Consider the following 19,148-nt stretch of genomic DNA (forward strand, 5'->3'; position numbering starts at 1 on the left):
CTCAGGCGGGATGCTGCTGGACGCTGAGGCCGCCGTCAACGGTCAGGCAGGTCGCGTTCATGAACGGGCATTCGTCGGAGATCATGAACACGGCCGCCATCGCGATCTCCTCGGGCGTTGCGATCCGTCCGCCGGGGTGGAGCTTCAGCGTCTCGGCTTTCGCGGCCTCCGGGTCGGGAAAGCCGTTCCAGTAATCGATGACCTTCTGCGTCGCCACATAGCCGGGCGCGAGCGCGTTCACCCGGACGTTGTTCGCGGCATATTCAAGGCCAAGCGACTTGGTCATGCCGAGAAGCGCATGCTTTGCCAGCGGATAGGGAAAGGTATGCGGGATGATCGTGAAGGCGTGGGTCGAGGCAATGTTGAGGATCACGCCACCGCCGGCCTCGATCATCCCCGGCAGCGCCGCCTTGCAGCAGTTCCACGCGCCCTTGAGGTTGATGTCGAAACACCGGTTCCAGTCTTCGTCACTCGTTTCGAGCGGGGTTAAAAACACATTGACGCCGGCATTGTTGACCAGCGCGTTGACCGGCCCGATCTCATCCGTCGCCTGACGCATGGCGGCGGCGATCGCCCCGGCATCTGTTATATCGGCGGCGGCCCAACCAAGGGACCCGTCAGGCGCAACGAGGGTCGCGGCCTCCCTCTCCAGCAGTGCGCCGTCGCGGTCGACCATGAACAGCGCCGCGCCCTCCTTCACGAAGGCCCTGGCGATCGCCAGGCCGATACCCTGGGCCGCGCCGGTGACGAATATGCGTTTGCCCGAAAGCCGTCCCGTCATTTTCCGCTCCTCACCACTCGGCGAAACTGCCGTCCGGATGACGCCAGATCGGGTTGCGCCAGTTGTGACCTTCTCTGGCGCGCTCGATCACATAGGCCTCGTCGATCTCGATGCCGAGCCCTGGCCCTTGCGGTATGCCGACAAAGCCATCGGCATATTCGAACACGTCCTTGTTCGAAATGTAATCGAGAATATCGTTGGTCTCGTTATAGTGGATGCCCAGGCTCTGCTCCTGGATGAAGGCGTTGTAGGACACGGCGTCCACCTGAAGGCAGGCGGCGAGCGCGATCGGCCCGAGCGGACAATGCGGCGCCAGCGCCACATCATAGGCCTCCGCCATGGCGGCGATCTTGCGGCATTCGGTGATGCCGCCGGCATGCGACAGATCCGGCTGGATGATATCGACATAGCCGCCCTCGAATATCGGCTTGTAATCCCAGCGCGAATAGAGCCGTTCGCCGAGCGCGATCGGCGTGGAGGAATGGTTGGCGATCTCCCTCAGCGCTTCCGCGTTTTCCGAAAGCACCGGCTCCTCGATGAACATCAGCTTGTAGGGTTCGAGTTCCTTCGCCAGAACCTTGGCCATCGGCTTGTGGACCCGGCCGTGAAAATCGACGCCGATGCCGATATGGGGGCCGACGGCCTCGCGGATGATCGCGATGGTCTCGACCGCCTTTTCCACCTTCTCATGGCTATCGACGATCTGCATTTCCTCGCAGCCGTTGAGCTTGATCGCCTTGAAGCCGCGCGCGACCACCTCTTTCGCGTTCGTCGCAACGTCGGCAGGACGGTCGCCGCCGATCCAGGAATAGACCTTGATGCGGTTCCTCAACTGGCCGCCGAGAAGCGCATGGACCGGCTGCCCGAGCGCCTTGCCCTTGATATCCCACAGCGCCTGGTCGATGCCGGCCAGCGCCGACATGTGGATCGCGCCGCCCCGATAGAACCCGCCGCGATAAAGCACGGTCCAGTGATCCTCGATCAGCAAGGGGTCCTTGCCGACGAGATAATCCGCCATCTCGTTGACGGCCGCCTGAACGGTCAACGCGCGGCCCTCCACAACCGGTTCGCCCCAACCGACAATGCCCTCATCGGTCTCGATCTTCAGGAACAGCCAGCGCGGCGGGGCCAGATAGGTGGTGAGCTTGGTGATCTTCATGACTGGTTCCGATCAGGGAAGTATGAGGTCGGTCGCCTTGGCGGCGGCGGCAAGAACGGCGGCATTGGTGTTGCCGCTGACGATGGTCGGCATCAGCGAGGCGTCGATGACCCTGAGGCCACGCGTTCCCCGAACCCGGAGGCGACTGTCGAGCACGGCATCCGGATCATCGTCGCGGCCCATCCGGCAGGTGCCGACCGGGTGATAGCCGGTCTTGACGGTGCGCTTGCAATGCGCGGCGATTGCCTCGTCGCTGGTCACATCGGCGCCGGGAAAGATTTCCCTGTCGATCAGTTCGCGCATCGGCGAAGCGGCAAGCACGGTGCGCGCGTAACGAAAGCCCGCCATCGTTATCCTGAGGTCGTCCGGATGGCTGAAAATCTGGGTGTCGACCACAGGATCGGCGAACGGATCGCTGGAGGACAGCGTCACCGAGCCGCGTGATTTCGGACGCAGCAGCAGCGAGTTGATGGTCACGCCGTCGCCGGGATCGGTGCCCATCACATCGCGGTCGAGATAGACGGTCGGCACGCAGAACATCTGGATCGTCGGTCGATCGCTCTTGCCTTCCGGATCGTGGAAGGCGCAGGTTTCGACGCCTGTGGTGGAGGCCGGGCCGGACTTGAACAGCAGGTATTGCAGCCCCGCCTTGATCATCGGCCAGCCGCGATCCTGGCCGTAATAGCCGAACGACCCTTTGGTGGTGGCGACCACCGGGCATTCATAGTGATCCTGAAGATTGCGCCCGACGCCGGGAAGCGCGAGCTTGACCGCAATGTCGTGGCGGGCGAGTTCATCCTCCGGTCCGATCCCGGACAGCATCAGCAGTTTTGGGGTCTGATAGGCGCCGGCCGCAAGGATCACTTCGCTGTCCGCGAAGGCGGACTTCCGGTCACCGCCCTGCACGTAATCGACGCCGACCGCCCGGTCGCCTTCCATGCGGATCGCGGTGACGGTTGCGCCGGTCACGATCGTCAGCAGCGGATCATTCATGACCGGAGCTAGAAACGCATCGACAGCGCTGCAGCGCCGGCGCGTGCGCCAGTCGATGGTGTGCTGCATGAAGCCGACGCCGAACTGGCTTTCGCCGTTGAAATCCGGATTGTAGGGAATGCCCATGTCCTGAAGGGTTTTGACATAGGTTCGGGTCATCGGGCTGGTGTGGCCGAGATGGGAGACCTTCAGCGGACCGCCAACGCCATGATATTCACCGGCGAGATGGTCGTTATCCTCCTGCGCCTTGAAATAGGGCAGAAGATCGCGATAGCTCCAGGCATCGTCGCCTTCGGTCACCAGTTCGTTCCAGTGGTCGAAATCGGCCGCCTGACCGCGCATATAGACCATGGCATTGACCGTGCTGCCGCCGCCAAGCACCCTGCCCTGCGGCACGATCGGCCCGCGCCCGTCAAGCTGGGGCTGCGGCGCGGTCCTGTGCATTGCAAGATAGGTGTCCTTCGCCAGGAACTTCATGTAGCCGGCGGGGAAATGCATGATCGGATTGGCCTTGGCCGGGCCGCGCTCCAGCACAAGCACGCTCGCGCCGCACTTCACCAGACCGGCGGCAACCACGCAGGCCGAACTGCCGCCGCCGACGAGGATATAGTCGTACCGTCCGTCGCTCGTCTTGCTCATAGGTCCTGCGCTCCCATCCAGATGCTGCCCGTCAGTTTCTCGCCGGGCTGAAGAATGCGAAGCCCGCCGAGATCGGGCATGTTGTGTCCGTCCGCCAGATGCGACATCGGCTCGAAACAGAAATAGTCCCGTTCAAAATCCGGGTCGAACGCGGTATCAGAGACAAACAGGAAAGCGTGCCGGAACAACGGTTCCGCCTTCAGGGATAGCTTCGTCGCCCGTTCCGGCCAGGCGATCACCGCTTCGCCGGACCAGTCCTCGAAGCCGTTATTGACCCAGCGGTGTGGCAGGGGCGAAGGCTTGCTGAAATCGAGATCGGCGGGAATGTCCGTGGCCTCGCCCGGCAGCCATCCCTCGACCTCGGTCCAGAATTTCCGGGCGGGCGCCGTGAGCGTGGTTTGCGGCGTCATCGGAAAATAGGGATGCCATCCGAGCCCGAACGGCAGTGGTTCGTCTCCCCGGTTCTCGACGCTCAACGTCATTTGCAATTCGCCATCGGCAAGCGAAAAATGCTGCCATGCCTCGTAGACATAGGGCGTGCCGCCGCCCGCATGCCGCAAACGCATCGCCAGCCGGTCGGCCTCGTGTTCTTCCAACGACCATTGCGAAAGCCAGCCCTCGCCGTGGAGGTAATGCGGGTCCCAGTCGGTATTCGCGGTCAGGGTGTATTGCTTGCCGTTGAAGGCGAACCTGTTATCCCGCACCCGGTTGCCGAACGGCACCAGCGGATAGCAGGCGGACGACAGCGCATCCGCTCCAGCCGGCGCTTCACGCAGGAGCGGCACCCGCCCCTCAGCGCCATCCCGCCAGAGACCGAGGATCAATCCGCCCTTTGTCGAGGCGCGCAGCGACAGGGCCCCGGAGCTGATATCAACGACCGCCATGCCCTTCACCCCTTATTGCGGGCCAGGCTGCGCTTGATCGCCTGCATGTTGGCGAGCACCGCGATGACGATGATAAGGCCCCGGACAACCTGCTGGAAGAACGGATTGATGCCAAGCAGCACCAGACCGTTGCCGATCAGCGTGATCACCAGCACCCCGAGCAGCGTGCCGAGCATGGAGCCGCGACCTCCGGAAAGCGCCGTGCCTCCAACGACCACGGCCGCGATCACATCGAACTCCAGACCGCTTGCCGCCGTCGCATTGCCCGAACCGAGACGCGACACCAGCAGAATGCCGGAGATCGCCGCCATTGCGCCGCCGATCGCGAAGATCGCCACCCGGATACGCGCCACGTTGATGCCGCTGAGATAGGCCGCATGGGCATTGCCGCCGATCGCGAACACCGAGCGTCCGAACGCGGTCTTGCGGCTGACGAAGGCGAACACGGCGAACAGCACGAGCATGATGATCGCCGCCGGCGGGATGCCAAGCACCGAGCGGTCCAGCGCATCCAGCACGTCATTGCGGCCGATCGAAACCGGCAGGGCATCGGTGAAGAACAGCGCCAGCCCCCGCAACGCGCTCCACATGCCGAGGGTAGCCACGAAGGACGGCACGTCGAAATAGGCCCGTAACACGCCGGAAATACCGCCAAGCCCGGCGCCGAGCGCCACCGCCAGCAGAAAGGCGATCGGCGTGGGAAAACCCCATTGCAAGAGGTAGGCCAGCGCGACGGAAACGAAAGCCACCATGGGGCCGACGCTGACATCGATTTCGCCGGAGATGATGATGAACGTCATCGCCCAGGCCGCAATGCCGATCGTGGCCGCATCGCGCAGAATATTGACCTGATTGTTGAACGACAGGAAGCCGTAGGCGGTCGTGCCGAAAATCACATAGAGCAAAGCGATCGCCAGGAACAGGCTGAGTTCGTTGATATGCTTCGAAACGCCGAAGCCGCTCTTCTTCTTCGGGGCGGCCGTGTCGGCAGCGTTGTTGTGCGACATCATCGTCTCCGTCAGTGTCCTGAAATGCAGGCCGCCATCAAGGTGTCCTGATCGATGTTGGGGGAACGGAACTCGTCCCTGAGCGCGCCGTCTCTCAGGACGAGCACCCGGTCGCACACCAGCGGCAGTTCCTCGATCTCGCTGGAGACGAAAACGATGCTGCGGCCTTCGGCGGCGAGTTCGCGAATGATTGAATAGATCTGGGCCTTGGCCTCGATATCGACGCCGCGTGTGGGCTCGTCGAGCAGAAGAATGCGGCTGCCGGCATAGACCCAGCGGCCGATCACGACCTTCTGCTGGTTGCCGCCCGAAAGCGTGCCGATCGGCGTATCGGTGCGCGCCGTCTTGATATGCAGCCGATCGATGATCCCGCGCGTCGCCTCGGCCATGCGGCGGGCCGAAAGCACGCCATTGACGGTGACGCCCTCAAAGCGCGTCGACAGCGTGTTCTCGTCAACGCCGAGAAGCGGAACGATGCCCTCTTCCTTGCGGCTCTCCGGCGTATAGCCGAAGCCGAGCTTGATCATCTGCTTGTAGCCGAGGGTTTTCACCGGCTTGCCGTTTGCGAAAATCTCGCCGGCCTCGCCGCGACGCACACCCATGATCGCCTGCAGCAATTCCGTGCGGCCGGAGCCGAGCAGGCCGGCAATTCCCAAGACTTCGCCCTTCTTCAGCGAAAAGGACACGGAGGAAAGCTTCGGCGCCACCGCCAGTTCCCTGACCTCAAGCACGGTCTCGGACTGGCTGGCATCCTCGAGCACGGCCGCCTCGGCGCCTTCCGAGCCGAGCATGAGGCGAACGATCTCGCGGGTGTCGGCATTCTGCACATCGACGGTGTCGATGATCCGGCCGTCGCGCATGATCGTGGCGGAATGGGCGATCTGGCGGATTTCGTTCATCCGGTGGCTGACATAGATGACCGCGATGCCCTCAGCGGCGACGCGCGTCACCGCCGCCATCACCTTTTCGGCTTCGGCCGCCGCCAGCGAGCTTGTCGGCTCATCGAGGATCACCAGCTTGGGATTGCCGAGCAGCGCCCTTGCGATCTCCAGAAGCTGGCGCTCGGCAGGACTGAGCGCCGAGACGAGGGTATCGGGCGAAAGATCGAGACCGAGACGGTGCATCGCCTCTTTGGCCTCGGCGATCATGGCGCGGTGGCGGATGACCCCGCCCTTGCGCGGCCAGCGCCCGAGAAACAGGTTCTCGGCAAGCGACATGCCGGGAACGAGGCTGAGTTCCTGATAGACCACGCGCACGCCGTGCGAAAACGCCTGCTGCGCGCGGGCGGAACCCACATGCGTCAGCTCCTCGCCGTCGATGAAGACTGTTCCGCTGTCGGGCACTTCGGCGCCGGTCAGCATGCGGATGAGGGTCGACTTGCCGGCGCCGTTCTTGCCGAGAAGCGCGCGCACTTCGCCCGGCGCGACTGCGAAATCGGCATTGTCGAGCGCCAGCACGCCGGGATAGCGCCGCGTGCACCCCGTCATGGAGACGAGCGCGGTTGCTTCCGGCTTTTTGATCTGAGATGCGGACGTCATTGCTCTTCCCGTTGATGGCGATGCCGCCGGGTTACGGCGGCATCGGAATTTGCCTTCAGCGCGCTGCCTCAGCAGCGCCGCAGCGCCGGGCTATCGATCACGGAATACCGTCGGCGTGAGCCTCAAGCCATCCCTTGCCGTCCTCGGACGACTCGTAGAGATCGATATCATAGGGAACCTCGATGCCTTCCGGCGGGGTGCCGTCGATGGATTTGATCGCCTGCGCCAGCGCCAGCTTGCCAAGGCCCTGGCCGGAGATGTCGACGACACCCTTGATGACCGTGAAATCGGCAAGTTCCTGGGCGATTTCGGTGGTCATGTCGCCGCCGAAGACCACAACCTCGCCTTCCCTGCCCTGAGAGCGCACGGCGCGGGCGGCGCCCAGCGTCGCGCCGCCGGCCTCGCCGAAGAAGGCGTCAATCTCGGGATTGGAGGTCAGCATGGTGCTGGCGACCGAAACGGCCTTGTCGAGGATCGCGCCTTCCTGGTTGGCCACGATCTCGGCGCCCGGCACCTTGGCCATCAACGCATCCTCGAAGCCCTTCCTGCGGGTGACGCAGACTTCGACGAATTCGCAGTTCAGAACGGCGATCTTCGGCGCGTCATTGCCTTCCGCGATGAAGTAGTCGGCGGCGGCATCGCCGAGCTTGTGACCGAAATCATAGGGGTCTCCGACGGCATAGGCGGAGATATATTCCTTCATGTCCTGTTCGTTGAGGCAGGTATTGTAGCACACCACCGGGATGCCGGCGTCATGGGCGCGGCGGATCGCGCGATACGAACCGTCGGCGGAAACCGGCGAGACGATGATGGCCTGAACATCGGCGGAAATCAGCGAGTCGATGAAGGAGGATTCCTTGCTGACATCGCCCTGGGCATTGGTTTCGACGATGACGAGGTTGCGGCCGGCCTCTTCCGCGCCATCCTGGATGCCTTTGCGGACACCGGCATAGAAGCCCTGCGCGTCCATGTAGATCGCGCCGACCTTGAGGTCTTCCTGCGCCGATGCGGCTGTCGCACTCGACAATGCGGCGGCGGCCAACAAGGCCGCCTTGATGATGAGCTTCATTTGTGCTCCTCCCTGTGGACGTTTTCCCTGCCGGAGGCCATGCCGTCCCGGCGGCACGATAATTATAATAGGTCAGATCAATGTCAATTATAAATATGATTTATTTTTGAATTTGAATGAGAATGATATATCGATCATATTACCGACAATGAATGCGGGAGCGAGGTCCGCCTGAGACACGCGGCGGGAAAGCATTCGCAACGAAGGGGACCCGGACGAAGCGATGACTCAAATACTGACGGAACACGGCACGCCGATTGCCCAGCGCGGCAAGCGCAGCGTACGGGAAGCGTTGCTCCAATCCCTCATTGAGCTGATCGTTTCCGGCACATTTGCCGAGAGCGCCACACTTCCCAACGAGATGGAGCTGACGGAGAGGTTCGGGGTCAGCCGCACCAGCCTGCGCGAGGCGATGCAGTATCTTTCCGCCCTCGGCATGGTGCGCTCCCGCACCCGCGCCGGGACCATCGTATTGCCGCGGGAAAACTGGAACTATCTCGATCCGGTCGTGCTGGATGTCATGCTGGCGGTCGGCGCGGACGATTCGTTCTATTCATCGCTGATCGACGCCCGGCAATTGCTGGAACCGGCAGCGGCGGCACAGGCGGCCGCCAACGCCAATGCGCGGCAACTCTACCAGATCGCCAAAGCATTCGAGGATATGGTCGAGGCGAACGCCCGCGACAACGAGGCGTGGAGCCGGGCCGACCTCGAATTCCACACCGCGATCATCAATGCCAGCGGCAACTGGGTGTATCGCCAGTTCGCCAGCGCCATCCGCGCCGCTCTGCTGGCGAGCTTCCGCCTGACGAACCGCGCCAGCCAATCCCATGAACAGGCAATCCTCGCCCATCAGGACGTGCTCGAAGCCATCAGGATGCGGCGGCCGGATGCCGCGCGCCATGCCATGGAACAGCTCATTGGCGTTGCCAGAAGCGAGATGACCGATGCGCTGCGCCGGACCCGGATCGCCGCCAAAACACATCAGGATGATTAAAAATCATTAAAAAGATCATACATAAACCCCAAAACTAGCTTCCTCCATTTTGCGGATCGCCGTCCGCGGCCCCAAAGCTTTTGCGGGCAGGTGAAACCGCCGGTGAAAACCCTTAAGAAGGGCTGAGATATCTGCAACTCACCAAGCCGCCTGTTCCTGAAATGAGGCCTGACACATGATCCAAACCGTCTCCGCCATTGTCGACTGGGGCACCAGTTCGCTCCGCGCCACGCTGCTTTCCGCTGATGGCCGTGTGCTCGACAGACGCGAAAGCCGGAACGGCGGCATCCAGTTCGTGGAAGGCGGCGCGTTCGAGGCGGCGCTGATGACGGCGATCGGCGCGTGGTTTGAGGAGCATGGCCCGTTCCCGGTCGCTGCCTGCGGCATGATCACCAGCCGCAGCGGCTGGGTCGAGGTGCCGTATGTGGATGCGCCGGCGGGTCTTGCGGAACTCGCCGCGGGCGCAAGGCGCGTCACGCTGCAAAACGGCGCGACCATGACCTTCCTCCCCGGTTTGCGCGACCCTGCGGCAAAGCCGTTTCCCGACGTGATGCGCGGCGAGGAAACGCAGATCGTCGGCTACGGGCTTGCGGAAGACCGCACGCTGGTGCTCCCCGGCACCCACAGCAAGTGGGCGCGCATTGCTCAAGGCCGGATCACTGCCTTCCAGACCTATGCCACCGGCGAAATCTATGCCCTGCTCACCCGGCATTCCTTCATCGCCCGCGCCGCCGAGCCCGCCCCCGGCAGCGAGCCGGCCTGGTCGGCCTTCGATCGCGCCGCGGAATTTGCCGCGAGCGACGAGCCCGCCGCCGATGCCCTGCTTTCGGCCGTCTTCAGCGCCCGCAGCGGCATTCTGGCCGGGGCGCTTCAGCCCGAAGAGGTCGGGGATTACGTCTCCGGCCTGCTGATCGCCTCGGAATTCCGGCAGGCGCGCGCCGCCGGGTGGCTTCACCCCGGAGACGCGATCGGCATCATCGGCAACTCGGCGCTGAGCGAACGCTACGGGCGGGTCGCGCCGCTTTTCGGCCTTACGATCAAACCCGGCCCCGAAGATGCCGCGACCCTCGGCGTCCAACGGATCATCGGCAAACTGCAATTGACGGAACAGGAATGAACGAGATGAATTTCACCGAAGCGCTTGAAGCCTGCAATCTGATCGCGATCCTGCGCGGCATCCGGCCGGAGGAAGCGGAGCCGATCGGCGAGGCCCTAATCGAGGCCGGCTGGCGCATCATCGAAGTGCCGCTGAACTCGCCTGATCCTCTGAAGAGCATCGAAAAGCTGCAGGCCCGTTTCGGCGATCACGCGCTGATCGGCGCGGGAACCGTGCTGACGCCGGCTGAGGTTGCCGATGTCGCCGCGACCGGCGCGGGCGTCATCATTTCGCCCAATGCCAACCCGGCCGTGATCGAAGCGACCGCCGCGCGGGGCATGATCAGCCTGCCGGGCGTCGCCACGCCAACGGAAGCCTTCGCCGCCATCGCCGCCGGTGCCACCGGCGTCAAGGCCTTTCCCGCCGAGGCCATCCCGCCGATCGCCATCAAGGCATGGAAAGCCGTCTTGCCGAAGGACATCCCGGTCTTCGCCGTGGGCGGCGTGACGCCCGAGAACATGAAAGCCTACGTCGAGGCCGGCGCATCCGGCTTCGGCATCGGCGGCGCGCTTTACAAGCCAGGGGCGGATGTCGCGGCGATTGCGCAGAAGGCGAAGCAGTTCATCGAGGCCATGCACCGGATCTGATGCCACCGGCATGCGGCGACGACACAAAAAGAAAGGTACACCGATGATCGAAACGGCTCGAAACACCAAGGCGAAGGTTACGCTGATCGTCCTCGGCGGTACGATCACCATGACGGCCGACGTCGGCGGGGGCATAACGCCAAAGCTGAGTGCGCAGGCGCTGGTCGACGCCGTACCCGGTCTGGCCGAGATTGCAGATGTGGAGCCGCTCTCACCGTTCAAGCTTCCAAGCGCATCGCTCACGCTCGAGCAACTTGGCGAGGTGGCGCGGACTGCCAGGCGTGCGGTCGAAGACGGCGCTTCCGGCATTGTGGTCGTGCAGGGAACCGATACGATCGAGGAAACCGCTTTCGCCCTCGACTGCATGTGGGGAGAGGACGCCCCGATCATCGTCACCGGCGCGATGCGCGGGCCGGAAGCGGCCAGCGCCGATGGTCCTGCCAATATCCTGGCCTCGGTCATCGCCGCGTCTTCCGATCAGGCCCGTTCGCGCGGCGCGCTGGTGGTGATGAATGACTGCATTCACACGGCCCGCGCCGTGGTGAAATCCCACACCGGACTTTGCTCGGCCTTTACATCTGGCGCGATCGGCCCCGCCGGCGAAATCATGGAGGGACGCCCCTTCTTCTTCGCGCCGCCTTCGCCGCGCCGGCTTCCGGCAATCGTACCTCCCTCGGTGCCCGTGCCGCCGGTGGCGCTATTGAAGCTCGGGCTGGGCGAAGATGCCAGGCTGGTGGAGGCATTGCCGGGCCTTGGCTACAAGGGCGCCGTCATCGAGGCGATGGGCGCGGGCCATGTGGCGGAACGTTTGTCGGAGTCGCTCGGCGCGCTGGCTACAACCATGCCCGTTGTGCTTGCCAGCCGTACCGGGAACGGACCGGTTTTCAGCAGCACCTACGGCTACAAGGGCGGAGAGATCGACCTGCTTTCGAAAGGCCTCGTCAGTGCCGGCAGACTCAGCGGCCTGAAGGCGCGACTGCTGCTGCAGCTCCTTCTTGCAAGCGGCGGCAGTCGCGAGGATTGCATTTCTGCCCTCAAGGCGGCGTCGCGCGGATAGAACAATCATTTCACGGGGGCGCTTGCGCTCCCGCCGCGAGTATCGGATATTCGCGGCAATGCCCTGCCCGCCGGCGGGCGATTTCAGGAGGTGCCAGATGACCGTCCCATTCCGTATTGCCATTCCGCTTGCCGCGATGCTTGCGCTCGCCGGCTGCCAGACGGCCGCGCCGGAAACACCGGACGAGATCATGCTCGATCAGGCGGCACGCGCCGAACTCGGCGCCGCGAACTGCCAGTCCTATGGCGGCCTGCGCGCCACCCGCCGCCTCAACGACGCCGCCGACGCGACCTTCGCAAAGGCGCTCCAGGCGGGCGCAACCGAAGCCGACATCGAAGCAGCCCGCCTGCGCGCCCGTCAGCAGGCTGATCAATATCAGACCCTTTACGGCAATCGCGGCGCCTGCGACCGCCTGCTGCAATTCCCCGACGGCTACACCCCTCCGGATTGACCGGCGCGTGGGTACCGACTGAAAAGCCGACGACGATTGCCCCGTTCAGCCGGCATGCCGTTCTGCGACGATGGCGGGACGGCTGAAACATGAGACCTTTTTATCGCGTCATTCCGCCCGATCTCGCGCAAGCTTGTCTCGGGCGATCACGCTATCGCATGCAATCTGTTGCTCCGAGCGCATTTCCAGGCAGCTCACTAACCGGCAATGACCCGGAAGCCCTTGCACGACAAACAGTACTGATGATTTCCACGAAATCTGGTCCATCTTTGAGGTACAGGACAAAGGCGATGTAGGTAAGTCGGTGAGACCGACGCGGCGTCCGGATCGATGGTCTCATCCGCGCCTGCCCCCCGCCTTTCGACAGTCGGCCGAGGAATGACGAAACTTTGGTGGAGTCGCCTGTCGGCTTGCGCCGTCCGCCCGCCACAGACCAGACAGCGCGATTGTCAGGGGTTCACTCCCTTTCGCGGCGGACAGAAACTCTGTCTTTACATAGGCACCAATATCATTCCGGCATGAATCGACCCCAATGTTTTTATTGGAATTCTATCGGTCTCTGTAGTTCTCTTGTAGGTGGCGTGTGGGAGGGCATCTTGCCGACAAACCTCACCGGGATAAAGACAGAAACGGCCTGGGCGGGCCATGACCGCACTTGCCATGGCAGAGATCGGGCAACTTGATACCCCATGCGAAACCATCCGGAATCCATAGAAACCGATATTGTGATCGTTGGCGCCGGGTCGGCGGGCTGCACGCTGGCCGCGCGCCTGAGCGAGGATGGTCGTACGCAGGTGACAGTGCTGGAGGCCGGCGGCAAGGACAGCAATCCCTGGATTCATATTCCGATCGGCTACGGCAAGACCATCGTCGACGCGCGCCTCAACTGGCGGTACGAAACCGAAAACGGACCCGAGATCGCGAACCGGCCGATGTACTGGCCCCGCGGCAAGGTTCTGGGCGGCTCCTCCTCGATCAATGGCCTTCTCTATATCCGCGGCCAGGCGGAGGATTACGACCACTGGCGCCAGCTCGGCAATGCCGGCTGGTCCTATGACGATGTCCTGCCCTATTTCCGCAAGGCCGAGGATCAGGAAAACGGCGAGAGCGAATTCCATGGCATCGGCGGCCCGCTGGCAGTCACCAATCTCAAGGAGCGCAATCCGCTGTGCGAGGCCTTCATCGCCAGCGCCGTCGAGGCCGGTATCCCGCGAAACGACGATTTCAACGGCGCTGTCCAGGAGGGCGTCGGTTACTACCAGACCACGACGCGCAGAGCGCGCCGCTGCTCGGCGGCCGTGGCCTATCTCAAGCCAGCGATGAAGCGGCCCAACTTGCGCGTCATCACCCGCGCGGAAACCCAGCGCATCGTGTTCGACGGCAAGCGCGCCGTCGGGGTGCTTCTCGAGCGCGCTGGCATACGCACGCTGATCAAGGCGCGTCGCGAGGTCATCGTCAGCGCCGGATCGATCAACTCGCCAAAACTTCTGCTGCTTTCGGGCGTCGGTCCCGTAGCTGAACTGGCGCGGCACGGCATCGAAACCGTGCACGACCTGCCGGGCGTCGGCGAGAATTTGCAGGATCACTACGGCGCGCTGGTCACCTACAAGAGCCGCCTCGCCGTTACGGTCAACGATATCATGATGAGCCGGATGAAGCAGTTGCGGGCCGGGCTTCAGTATATCCTGACGCGCAGCGGTCCGCTGACGATTTCCGCCGCACAGGTCGGCGCCTTCGCAAAGTCCGATCCGCGACTTGCCACGCCCGATATCCAGTTCCTGTTCCAGACTTTCAGCCATGACGAATATGATGATGGTCTGCACCCGTTTTCGGGCTTTGCCAATGCCGTCTGTCCGGTAAGGCCGGAAAGCCGGGGCACGCTCAGGCTGCGCTCGGCCAACCCGGCCGACATGCCGCTGATGCAGCCCAATTACCTGTCCTCCGAGACCGATCGCCGCGTGCTCGTCGAAGCCATCAAACTGTCGCGCAAGGTTGCGGAAAAAGGCGCGATCGCCGCCCAGATCATCGCCGAATACGCACCCGGCGATCAGGTGCGCTCCGATGACGAAATCCTCGCCTACGCCCGTGAGACCGGTCTGTCGATCGCCCATCAGGTGGGCACCTGCAAGATGGGGCAGGACCCGCTCGCCGTGGTCGATAACGAACTCAAGGTTCATGGTCTTTCCGGATTGCGCGTGGTCGACGCCTCGATCATGCCGACGCTGATCTCCGGCAACACCAATGCGCCGACGATCATGATCGCTGAAAAAGCCGCGGATATGATCCGCGGTCAGGCCGCCTGAACACCGGCCTGCGCAAACTGACATACGAAGTCCCCGGTCGAAAACAAAAGCCGGAAAAGCGGGAACAGCGCTCGGGGATTGAGACGAGGCACCGGCGCACGAGCGCCGGACTACCGGGAGAGTATCCGTGCTCGACGGACAGAGTTTCGATTACATCGTCGTGGGCGCCGGCTCGGCCGGCTGCGTGCTCGCAGCAAGGCTCAGCGAAGACCCAAACGCGACGGTGCTGCTGCTGGAGGCCGGCGGCAAGGATTCCAGCTTCTGGATTCACATTCCCGTCGGCTACGGCAAGACCATCGTCGACCCCAGGGTCAACTGGAAGTTCAAGACCGACCCCAATCCGGCGCTGAATGGTCGCGAGATCTATTGGCCGCGGGGCCGCGTTCTCGGCGGCTCCTCTTCGATCAACGGTCTGATTTACATTCGCGGCCAGGCGGAGGATTACGATCATTGGCGCCAGCTTGGCAATCCGGGCTGGTCCTATGACGACGTGCTGCCCTATTTCCGCAAGGCCGAGGACCAGGAAAACGGACCCGATCAGTACCACGGCCGCGGCGGTCCATTGGCCGTGACCAACCTTACCGAGCGCAATCCGCTATGCGATGCCTTCATTGGCTCCGCCGGCGCGCAGGGCATTCCGCGCAATGATGATTTCAACGGCGCCGAACAGGAAGGCGCCGGCTATTTCCAGGCAACGATCAGAAACGGGCGGCGCGCTTCGGCGGCAACCGCCTATCTCAAGCCGGCGATGACGCGGACCAACCTCACCGTCGCCACCAATGCCGAAGCTGAGCGCATCCTGTTCGACGGCCGCGTCGCCGCCGGCGTGCGCTTTCGCCGGAACGGTGCTCCGGTGACGGTGAAGGCGCGCCGCGAGGTCGTTCTCGCCGCCGGCTCGGTCAAGTCGCCGCAATTGTTGATGCTGTCGGGCCTCGGCGATGCGGAAGCGCTCTCGGGGCACGGCATCGCCAGCGTTCATCATCTGCCCGGCGTCGGCAAGAACCTGCAGGACCATTACGGCGGACAGATAACGTGGAAATGCAACCAGCCGATCACGATGAACGACGTGATGCTGAGCCGGTTCCGCAAGCTGCGCGTCGGCCTCCAATGGCTGCTGACGCGCAAGGGACCGCTGTCGGTGCCGGCGGGACAGGCCGGCTTGTTTACCCGCGTGTTGCCGGAATCGGCCTCGCCGGATCTGCAATTCCTGTTCCAGACCTTTTCCGGCGGCTATTACGAAGACGGGCTGTTCAAGTTCTCAGGCTTTGCCAATTTCCTCTGTCCCGTTCGCCCGGCAAGCCGCGGTGAAATTACACTGCGGTCGCCCGATCCGTTCGATCAGCCGAGACTTTCGCCGAACTATTTCTCCGACGAACGCGATCGCCGTATCGCGGTCGAGGGGCTTAAACTCGCCCGGCGCATGGCTGCAAGCAAACCGCTTGCCGATTTCGTGATCGCGGAACACCTGCCGGGCGCGGAGACGGCGAGCGACGCCGAGATCGAGGCCTATCTTGTCGAGAATGGCGGCTGCGTGTCGCATCAGGTCGGCACCTGCAAGATGGGCACCGATGCGATGGCGGTCGTCGATCCGGAATTGAAGGTGCACGGCGTGGAGCGCTTGCGCGTGGTCGATGCCTCGATCATGCCGACACTGATTTCAGGCAATACCAACGCACCGACCATCATGATCGCCGAAAAGGCGGCGGACCTTATACGGAGGCGGGCAGCATGAGTGAGGCCATCGCGTTCAACGCACAGAGCGAACGAGCGGCGGAGAACGATGTCATCGTCCGCCTGGAGGGGATATCCAAGAGCTTTCCGGGAGTGCGGGCGCTCAGCGACGTAAGCCTCACCGTGCGGGCCGGCGAAGTGCACGCGCTGACCGGCGAGAACGGTTCCGGCAAATCCACGCTCTCGAAACTCATCGCCGGCCTGATCCAGCCCGACGAAGGCGAAATCTTCGTCGACGGTGTGGCCTGTCACATCGAAAGCCCCGCTCATGCGCTGCAAATGGGATTCGTGATGATCAGCCAGGAACTGACCCTCGCGCCGACATTGACGGTGGCGGAGAATATCTTCCTCGGTCGCCTGCCGCGCACACGGCTCGGCCTGATCGACTGGCCGCGGCTGGAACAGGCGGCCACCGAGGCCCTTGACCGGCTCAACGTCCACGTCTCGCCGCGGGCCATCGTCTCCGATCACAGCGTCGAATTGCGCCAGGAGATCGAGATCGCCCGGGCGCTGTCGTCCAATGCCCGGCTGCTGATCCTCGATGAAGCCACCAGTTCCCTGTCCGAGGCGGCGACCGAACGTCTGCTCGCTCTGGTGCGGCAGGAGCGCGACGCGGGCATGGCCATTTTGATGATCACCCACCGCATGCCCGAGATCTATGCCGTCGCGTCCATCGCGACCGTACTGCGTGACGGCCAATTGGTTGCCACCGTGCCGCTCGCCGAAACGCAGGAAACCGACCTGGTGCGGCTGATGGTTGGCCGAGAGATCACCGATTTCTACGGTAAACGCGAGATCCCCGCCGGTGAAACCGTGATCGAAATCCGCGACCTCCACACGCCGCAGGGCCTGCTGAAGCCGACCACGCTCAATGTGAAGCGCGGTGAAATTGTCGGTATTGCCGGTCTTGTCGGTTCGGGTAAGTCCGAATTCGGCATGGTGCTCGGCGGCGCGATCGAGGGGGCGGGCACGGTCAGGGTCGGCGGCAAGCCCGTGTCGCTCGGCGATCCCCGCAAGGCCATTGCCGCCGGCATCGGCTATGTGCCCGACGACCGCAAGGCCTCGGCTCTGCTGCTGGTGCGCAGCGTGCTCGAGAACTTCTCGATTGCCTGGATGGACCGGCTGTGTTCCGGAGGCATTCTCAACACGCGGCGCGAGCGCGGCGATGTGATGGCAGCCATCGACAAATATCGGATCGCGACCTCATCGCATGCGACGTCGATCGTCACCCTTTCGGGTGGAAACCAGCAAAAGGTCATCCTCGGTCGCACCTTCGTTCGCGCACCGGATGTGCTGGTGCTGAGCGAGCCGACGCGAGGCATCGATGTCGGCGCCAAAAGTGAAATCTACCGCATGTTGCAGGATGCGGCCGAAGCCGGCGCCGCCGTTATCGTCATCTCCTCTGAACTGCCGGAACTGCTTGGCATCTGTGACCGTATCGCCGTCTTCTTCGAGGGCGATCTGCAGGCCGAATTCGACCGCAGCGAAGCAACCGAGCAGGCCATCGCCCATGTGGCGGTAGCCGGCGCCGACAAACCCGATCAAAACAACCACCTCTCCGGAGCACGTCAATGACCGCCACCCCTCTAGAAAAGCCGCAGGCGGCCGCGCGCTATACGCCGGCGCCCTCCATTCTTGCCCGTATCTTCCAGAACCGCTACGCCGGCGCGCTGATCAGCCTTGTGATCGTCGGCCTGTTTTTGAGCCTTACCCAGCCGGTATTTCTCACCTGGCCGAACCTGATGAACATCGTCAAATCCAACAGCGTGGTCTTCGTGCTGGCGCTGGGGGCGACCTATGTGGTGATTTCGGGCGGCGTCGACCTGTCGGTGGCAAGCGCCTCGGCGGCCTCGGCAATGATCTTCGGCCTAACCCTGCTCACCGGCGTATCCGCACCGATCGCGATCGTCGCCGCACTCCTGTTCGGCGCGTTCCTGGGAGCGATCAACGGCTTTGCGATCTCGTATCTGAAGATATCGTTTTTTGTTGTGACGCTTGGCACGCTATCGATGTTCCAGAGCTTTTCGCTGATCATCAATGACGGCACCAGCGTCAGCGTGTTCGCGACCGCCGGCTTCAAGCCGCTGAACACATTCGTCAATGGCAGCATCGGTCCGTTTCCGATCATTCTGGTCTTCGATCTTGCCCTGCTGCTGATCGCCGGCGGAATCTTGCGCTATACCGCCTTCGGCCGCGCCCTCTATGCCATCGGCTCCAATCAGGAGGCTGCCCGGCTCAACGGCATCAACGTCCGGCGCGTCGTGCTCGCGGTGTTTATCATCGCCGGCTTCATGGCTGCCCTCGGCAGCATCGTCCAGGTCGGACGGCTGACCTCGGCTTCGGCGGATGTCGACCCCACGCTGCTGATGACCGTGCTTGCCGCGGTCCTGATCGGTGGAACCGCCTTCACCGGCGGTGAAGGCGGGGTGTTCGGAACGATGATCGGCGTGCTGTTCCTCGGCGTCATCCAGAACGGCCTGACGCTGAGCGGCGTTTCCTCGTTCTGGCAGGGCATGGTCAGCGGCGGCATTCTGATCCTGGCGGTCTGGCTCGGCGGACTGCGCCAGATCCTGCGTCGCCGCCGTCAATCCGCCGTGGAATAACCTCCCTCGCGCGCGGTGTTCCCCCCATAGCGCGCGGCCTCCCGCCTGGTTGCCTGTGGCATTCAGGCGGGACACTTTTTTGCGCGAAGAACTGCAACCGGCGTGGTCGTTCGGGTTTCCTCTGCGCCGACCATGAGCCGACGTCGCTGTCTCTTCCAACATCTTCCACAGCCGCTCGCCTATCCCACAAAAA

At 63.4% G+C, this 19,148-nt stretch carries 16 protein-coding genes; 9 read left to right on the plus strand and 7 right to left on the minus strand.

What is annotated here, in order from left to right:
• Position 1: 1 nt before the first annotated feature.
• The 7 genes from K7H91_RS05765 to K7H91_RS05795 form a co-directional block, all read right to left on the minus strand.
• Positions 2-781, minus strand: a complete 780-nt coding sequence (locus K7H91_RS05765; RefSeq protein ID WP_230719250.1) for an SDR family oxidoreductase — start codon at positions 779-781, stop codon at positions 2-4.
• A gap of 10 nt (positions 782-791) precedes the next feature.
• Entirely contained in the window at positions 792-1,940 is a 1,149-nt protein-coding gene (gene dgoD / locus K7H91_RS05770; protein ID WP_230719251.1) for a galactonate dehydratase, read from the minus strand.
• A 12-nt stretch (positions 1,941-1,952) separates the two neighbouring features.
• Positions 1,953-3,572 carry a GMC family oxidoreductase gene (locus tag K7H91_RS05775; protein ID WP_230719252.1) on the minus strand — a complete coding sequence of 540 codons (1,620 nt, stop codon included), beginning with the start codon at positions 3,570-3,572 and terminating at the stop codon, positions 1,953-1,955.
• Positions 3,569-4,456 carry an aldose 1-epimerase gene (locus K7H91_RS05780; RefSeq protein ID WP_230719253.1) on the minus strand — a complete coding sequence of 296 codons (888 nt, stop codon included), beginning with the start codon at positions 4,454-4,456 and terminating at the stop codon, positions 3,569-3,571. The genes K7H91_RS05775 and K7H91_RS05780 overlap by 4 nt, the downstream gene beginning before the upstream one ends.
• Positions 4,457-4,461: 5 nt before the next feature.
• Entirely contained in the window at positions 4,462-5,463 is a 1,002-nt protein-coding gene (locus tag K7H91_RS05785) for an ABC transporter permease (protein ID WP_230719254.1), read from the minus strand.
• An 11-nt stretch (positions 5,464-5,474) separates the two neighbouring features.
• Positions 5,475-7,001 carry a sugar ABC transporter ATP-binding protein gene (locus K7H91_RS05790; protein ID WP_230719255.1) on the minus strand — a complete coding sequence of 509 codons (1,527 nt, stop codon included), beginning with the start codon at positions 6,999-7,001 and terminating at the stop codon, positions 5,475-5,477.
• 97 nt (positions 7,002-7,098) lie between these two features.
• Positions 7,099-8,070, minus strand: coding sequence for a substrate-binding domain-containing protein (locus K7H91_RS05795; RefSeq protein ID WP_230719256.1), 972 nt, complete (start codon positions 8,068-8,070; stop codon positions 7,099-7,101).
• A gap of 223 nt (positions 8,071-8,293) precedes the next feature.
• Here K7H91_RS05795 and K7H91_RS05800 point away from each other — a divergent pair, with 223 nt between their 5' ends.
• The 9 genes from K7H91_RS05800 (at position 8,294) to K7H91_RS05840 (ending at position 18,955) form a co-directional block, all read left to right on the plus strand.
• Positions 8,294-9,067 carry a FadR/GntR family transcriptional regulator gene (locus tag K7H91_RS05800; RefSeq protein WP_230719257.1) on the plus strand — a complete coding sequence of 258 codons (774 nt, stop codon included), beginning with the start codon at positions 8,294-8,296 and terminating at the stop codon, positions 9,065-9,067.
• Positions 9,068-9,242: 175 nt separating this feature from the next.
• Positions 9,243-10,184, plus strand: coding sequence for a 2-dehydro-3-deoxygalactonokinase (locus K7H91_RS05805; RefSeq protein ID WP_230719258.1), 942 nt, complete (start codon positions 9,243-9,245; stop codon positions 10,182-10,184).
• Positions 10,181-10,810 carry a 2-dehydro-3-deoxy-6-phosphogalactonate aldolase gene (locus K7H91_RS05810; protein WP_230719259.1) on the plus strand — a complete coding sequence of 210 codons (630 nt, stop codon included), beginning with the start codon at positions 10,181-10,183 and terminating at the stop codon, positions 10,808-10,810. The genes K7H91_RS05805 and K7H91_RS05810 overlap by 4 nt, the downstream gene beginning before the upstream one ends.
• 43 nt (positions 10,811-10,853) lie before the next feature.
• Positions 10,854-11,867, plus strand: a complete 1,014-nt coding sequence (locus K7H91_RS05815) for an asparaginase (protein WP_230719260.1) — start codon at positions 10,854-10,856, stop codon at positions 11,865-11,867.
• 97 nt (positions 11,868-11,964) lie between these two features.
• On the plus strand, positions 11,965-12,318 hold the full coding sequence (locus tag K7H91_RS05820; protein ID WP_230719261.1) for a hypothetical protein: 354 nt from the start codon (positions 11,965-11,967) through the stop codon (positions 12,316-12,318).
• 689 nt (positions 12,319-13,007) lie between these two features.
• Positions 13,008-14,621: a GMC family oxidoreductase gene (locus K7H91_RS05825; protein ID WP_230719262.1), complete on the plus strand. Its 1,614-nt coding sequence runs from the start codon at positions 13,008-13,010 to the stop codon at positions 14,619-14,621.
• 127 nt (positions 14,622-14,748) lie between these two features.
• Positions 14,749-16,353, plus strand: coding sequence for a GMC family oxidoreductase (locus K7H91_RS05830; RefSeq protein ID WP_230719263.1), 1,605 nt, complete (start codon positions 14,749-14,751; stop codon positions 16,351-16,353).
• Complete coding sequence (locus K7H91_RS05835; RefSeq protein ID WP_230719264.1) at positions 16,350-17,927, plus strand: sugar ABC transporter ATP-binding protein; 1,578 nt, start codon at positions 16,350-16,352, stop codon at positions 17,925-17,927. The genes K7H91_RS05830 and K7H91_RS05835 overlap by 4 nt, the downstream gene beginning before the upstream one ends.
• Positions 17,924-18,955 carry an ABC transporter permease gene (locus K7H91_RS05840; protein ID WP_230719265.1) on the plus strand — a complete coding sequence of 344 codons (1,032 nt, stop codon included), beginning with the start codon at positions 17,924-17,926 and terminating at the stop codon, positions 18,953-18,955. Before K7H91_RS05835 ends, K7H91_RS05840 begins: the two co-directional genes overlap by 4 nt.
• Positions 18,956-19,148: the final 193 nt, after the last annotated feature.

The organism is Martelella mediterranea, from assembly GCF_021021415.1.
Taxonomy (GTDB): Bacteria; Pseudomonadota; Alphaproteobacteria; order Rhizobiales; family Rhizobiaceae; genus Martelella; species Martelella mediterranea_C.

Bases quoted from the DNA above. Each gene is read 5' to 3' on its own strand.
- K7H91_RS05810 (WP_230719259.1), top strand. From the start codon at position 10,181: ATGAACGAGATGAATTTCACCGAAGCGCTTGAAGCCTGCAATCTGATC.
- K7H91_RS05775 (WP_230719252.1), bottom strand. From the start codon at position 3,572: ATGAGCAAGACGAGCGACGGACGGTACGACTATATCCTCGTCGGCGGC.
- K7H91_RS05840 (WP_230719265.1), top strand. From the start codon at position 17,924: ATGACCGCCACCCCTCTAGAAAAGCCGCAGGCGGCCGCGCGCTATACG.
- K7H91_RS05825 (WP_230719262.1), top strand. From the start codon at position 13,008: ATGCGAAACCATCCGGAATCCATAGAAACCGATATTGTGATCGTTGGC.
- dgoD (WP_230719251.1), bottom strand. From the start codon at position 1,940: ATGAAGATCACCAAGCTCACCACCTATCTGGCCCCGCCGCGCTGGCTG.
- K7H91_RS05780 (WP_230719253.1), bottom strand. From the start codon at position 4,456: ATGGCGGTCGTTGATATCAGCTCCGGGGCCCTGTCGCTGCGCGCCTCG.
- K7H91_RS05835 (WP_230719264.1), top strand. From the start codon at position 16,350: ATGAGTGAGGCCATCGCGTTCAACGCACAGAGCGAACGAGCGGCGGAG.
- K7H91_RS05785 (WP_230719254.1), bottom strand. From the start codon at position 5,463: ATGTCGCACAACAACGCTGCCGACACGGCCGCCCCGAAGAAGAAGAGC.
- K7H91_RS05815 (WP_230719260.1), top strand. From the start codon at position 10,854: ATGATCGAAACGGCTCGAAACACCAAGGCGAAGGTTACGCTGATCGTC.
- K7H91_RS05765 (WP_230719250.1), bottom strand. From the start codon at position 781: ATGACGGGACGGCTTTCGGGCAAACGCATATTCGTCACCGGCGCGGCC.
- K7H91_RS05820 (WP_230719261.1), top strand. From the start codon at position 11,965: ATGACCGTCCCATTCCGTATTGCCATTCCGCTTGCCGCGATGCTTGCG.
- K7H91_RS05790 (WP_230719255.1), bottom strand. From the start codon at position 7,001: ATGACGTCCGCATCTCAGATCAAAAAGCCGGAAGCAACCGCGCTCGTC.
- K7H91_RS05805 (WP_230719258.1), top strand. From the start codon at position 9,243: ATGATCCAAACCGTCTCCGCCATTGTCGACTGGGGCACCAGTTCGCTC.
- K7H91_RS05795 (WP_230719256.1), bottom strand. From the start codon at position 8,070: ATGAAGCTCATCATCAAGGCGGCCTTGTTGGCCGCCGCCGCATTGTCG.
- K7H91_RS05800 (WP_230719257.1), top strand. From the start codon at position 8,294: ATGACTCAAATACTGACGGAACACGGCACGCCGATTGCCCAGCGCGGC.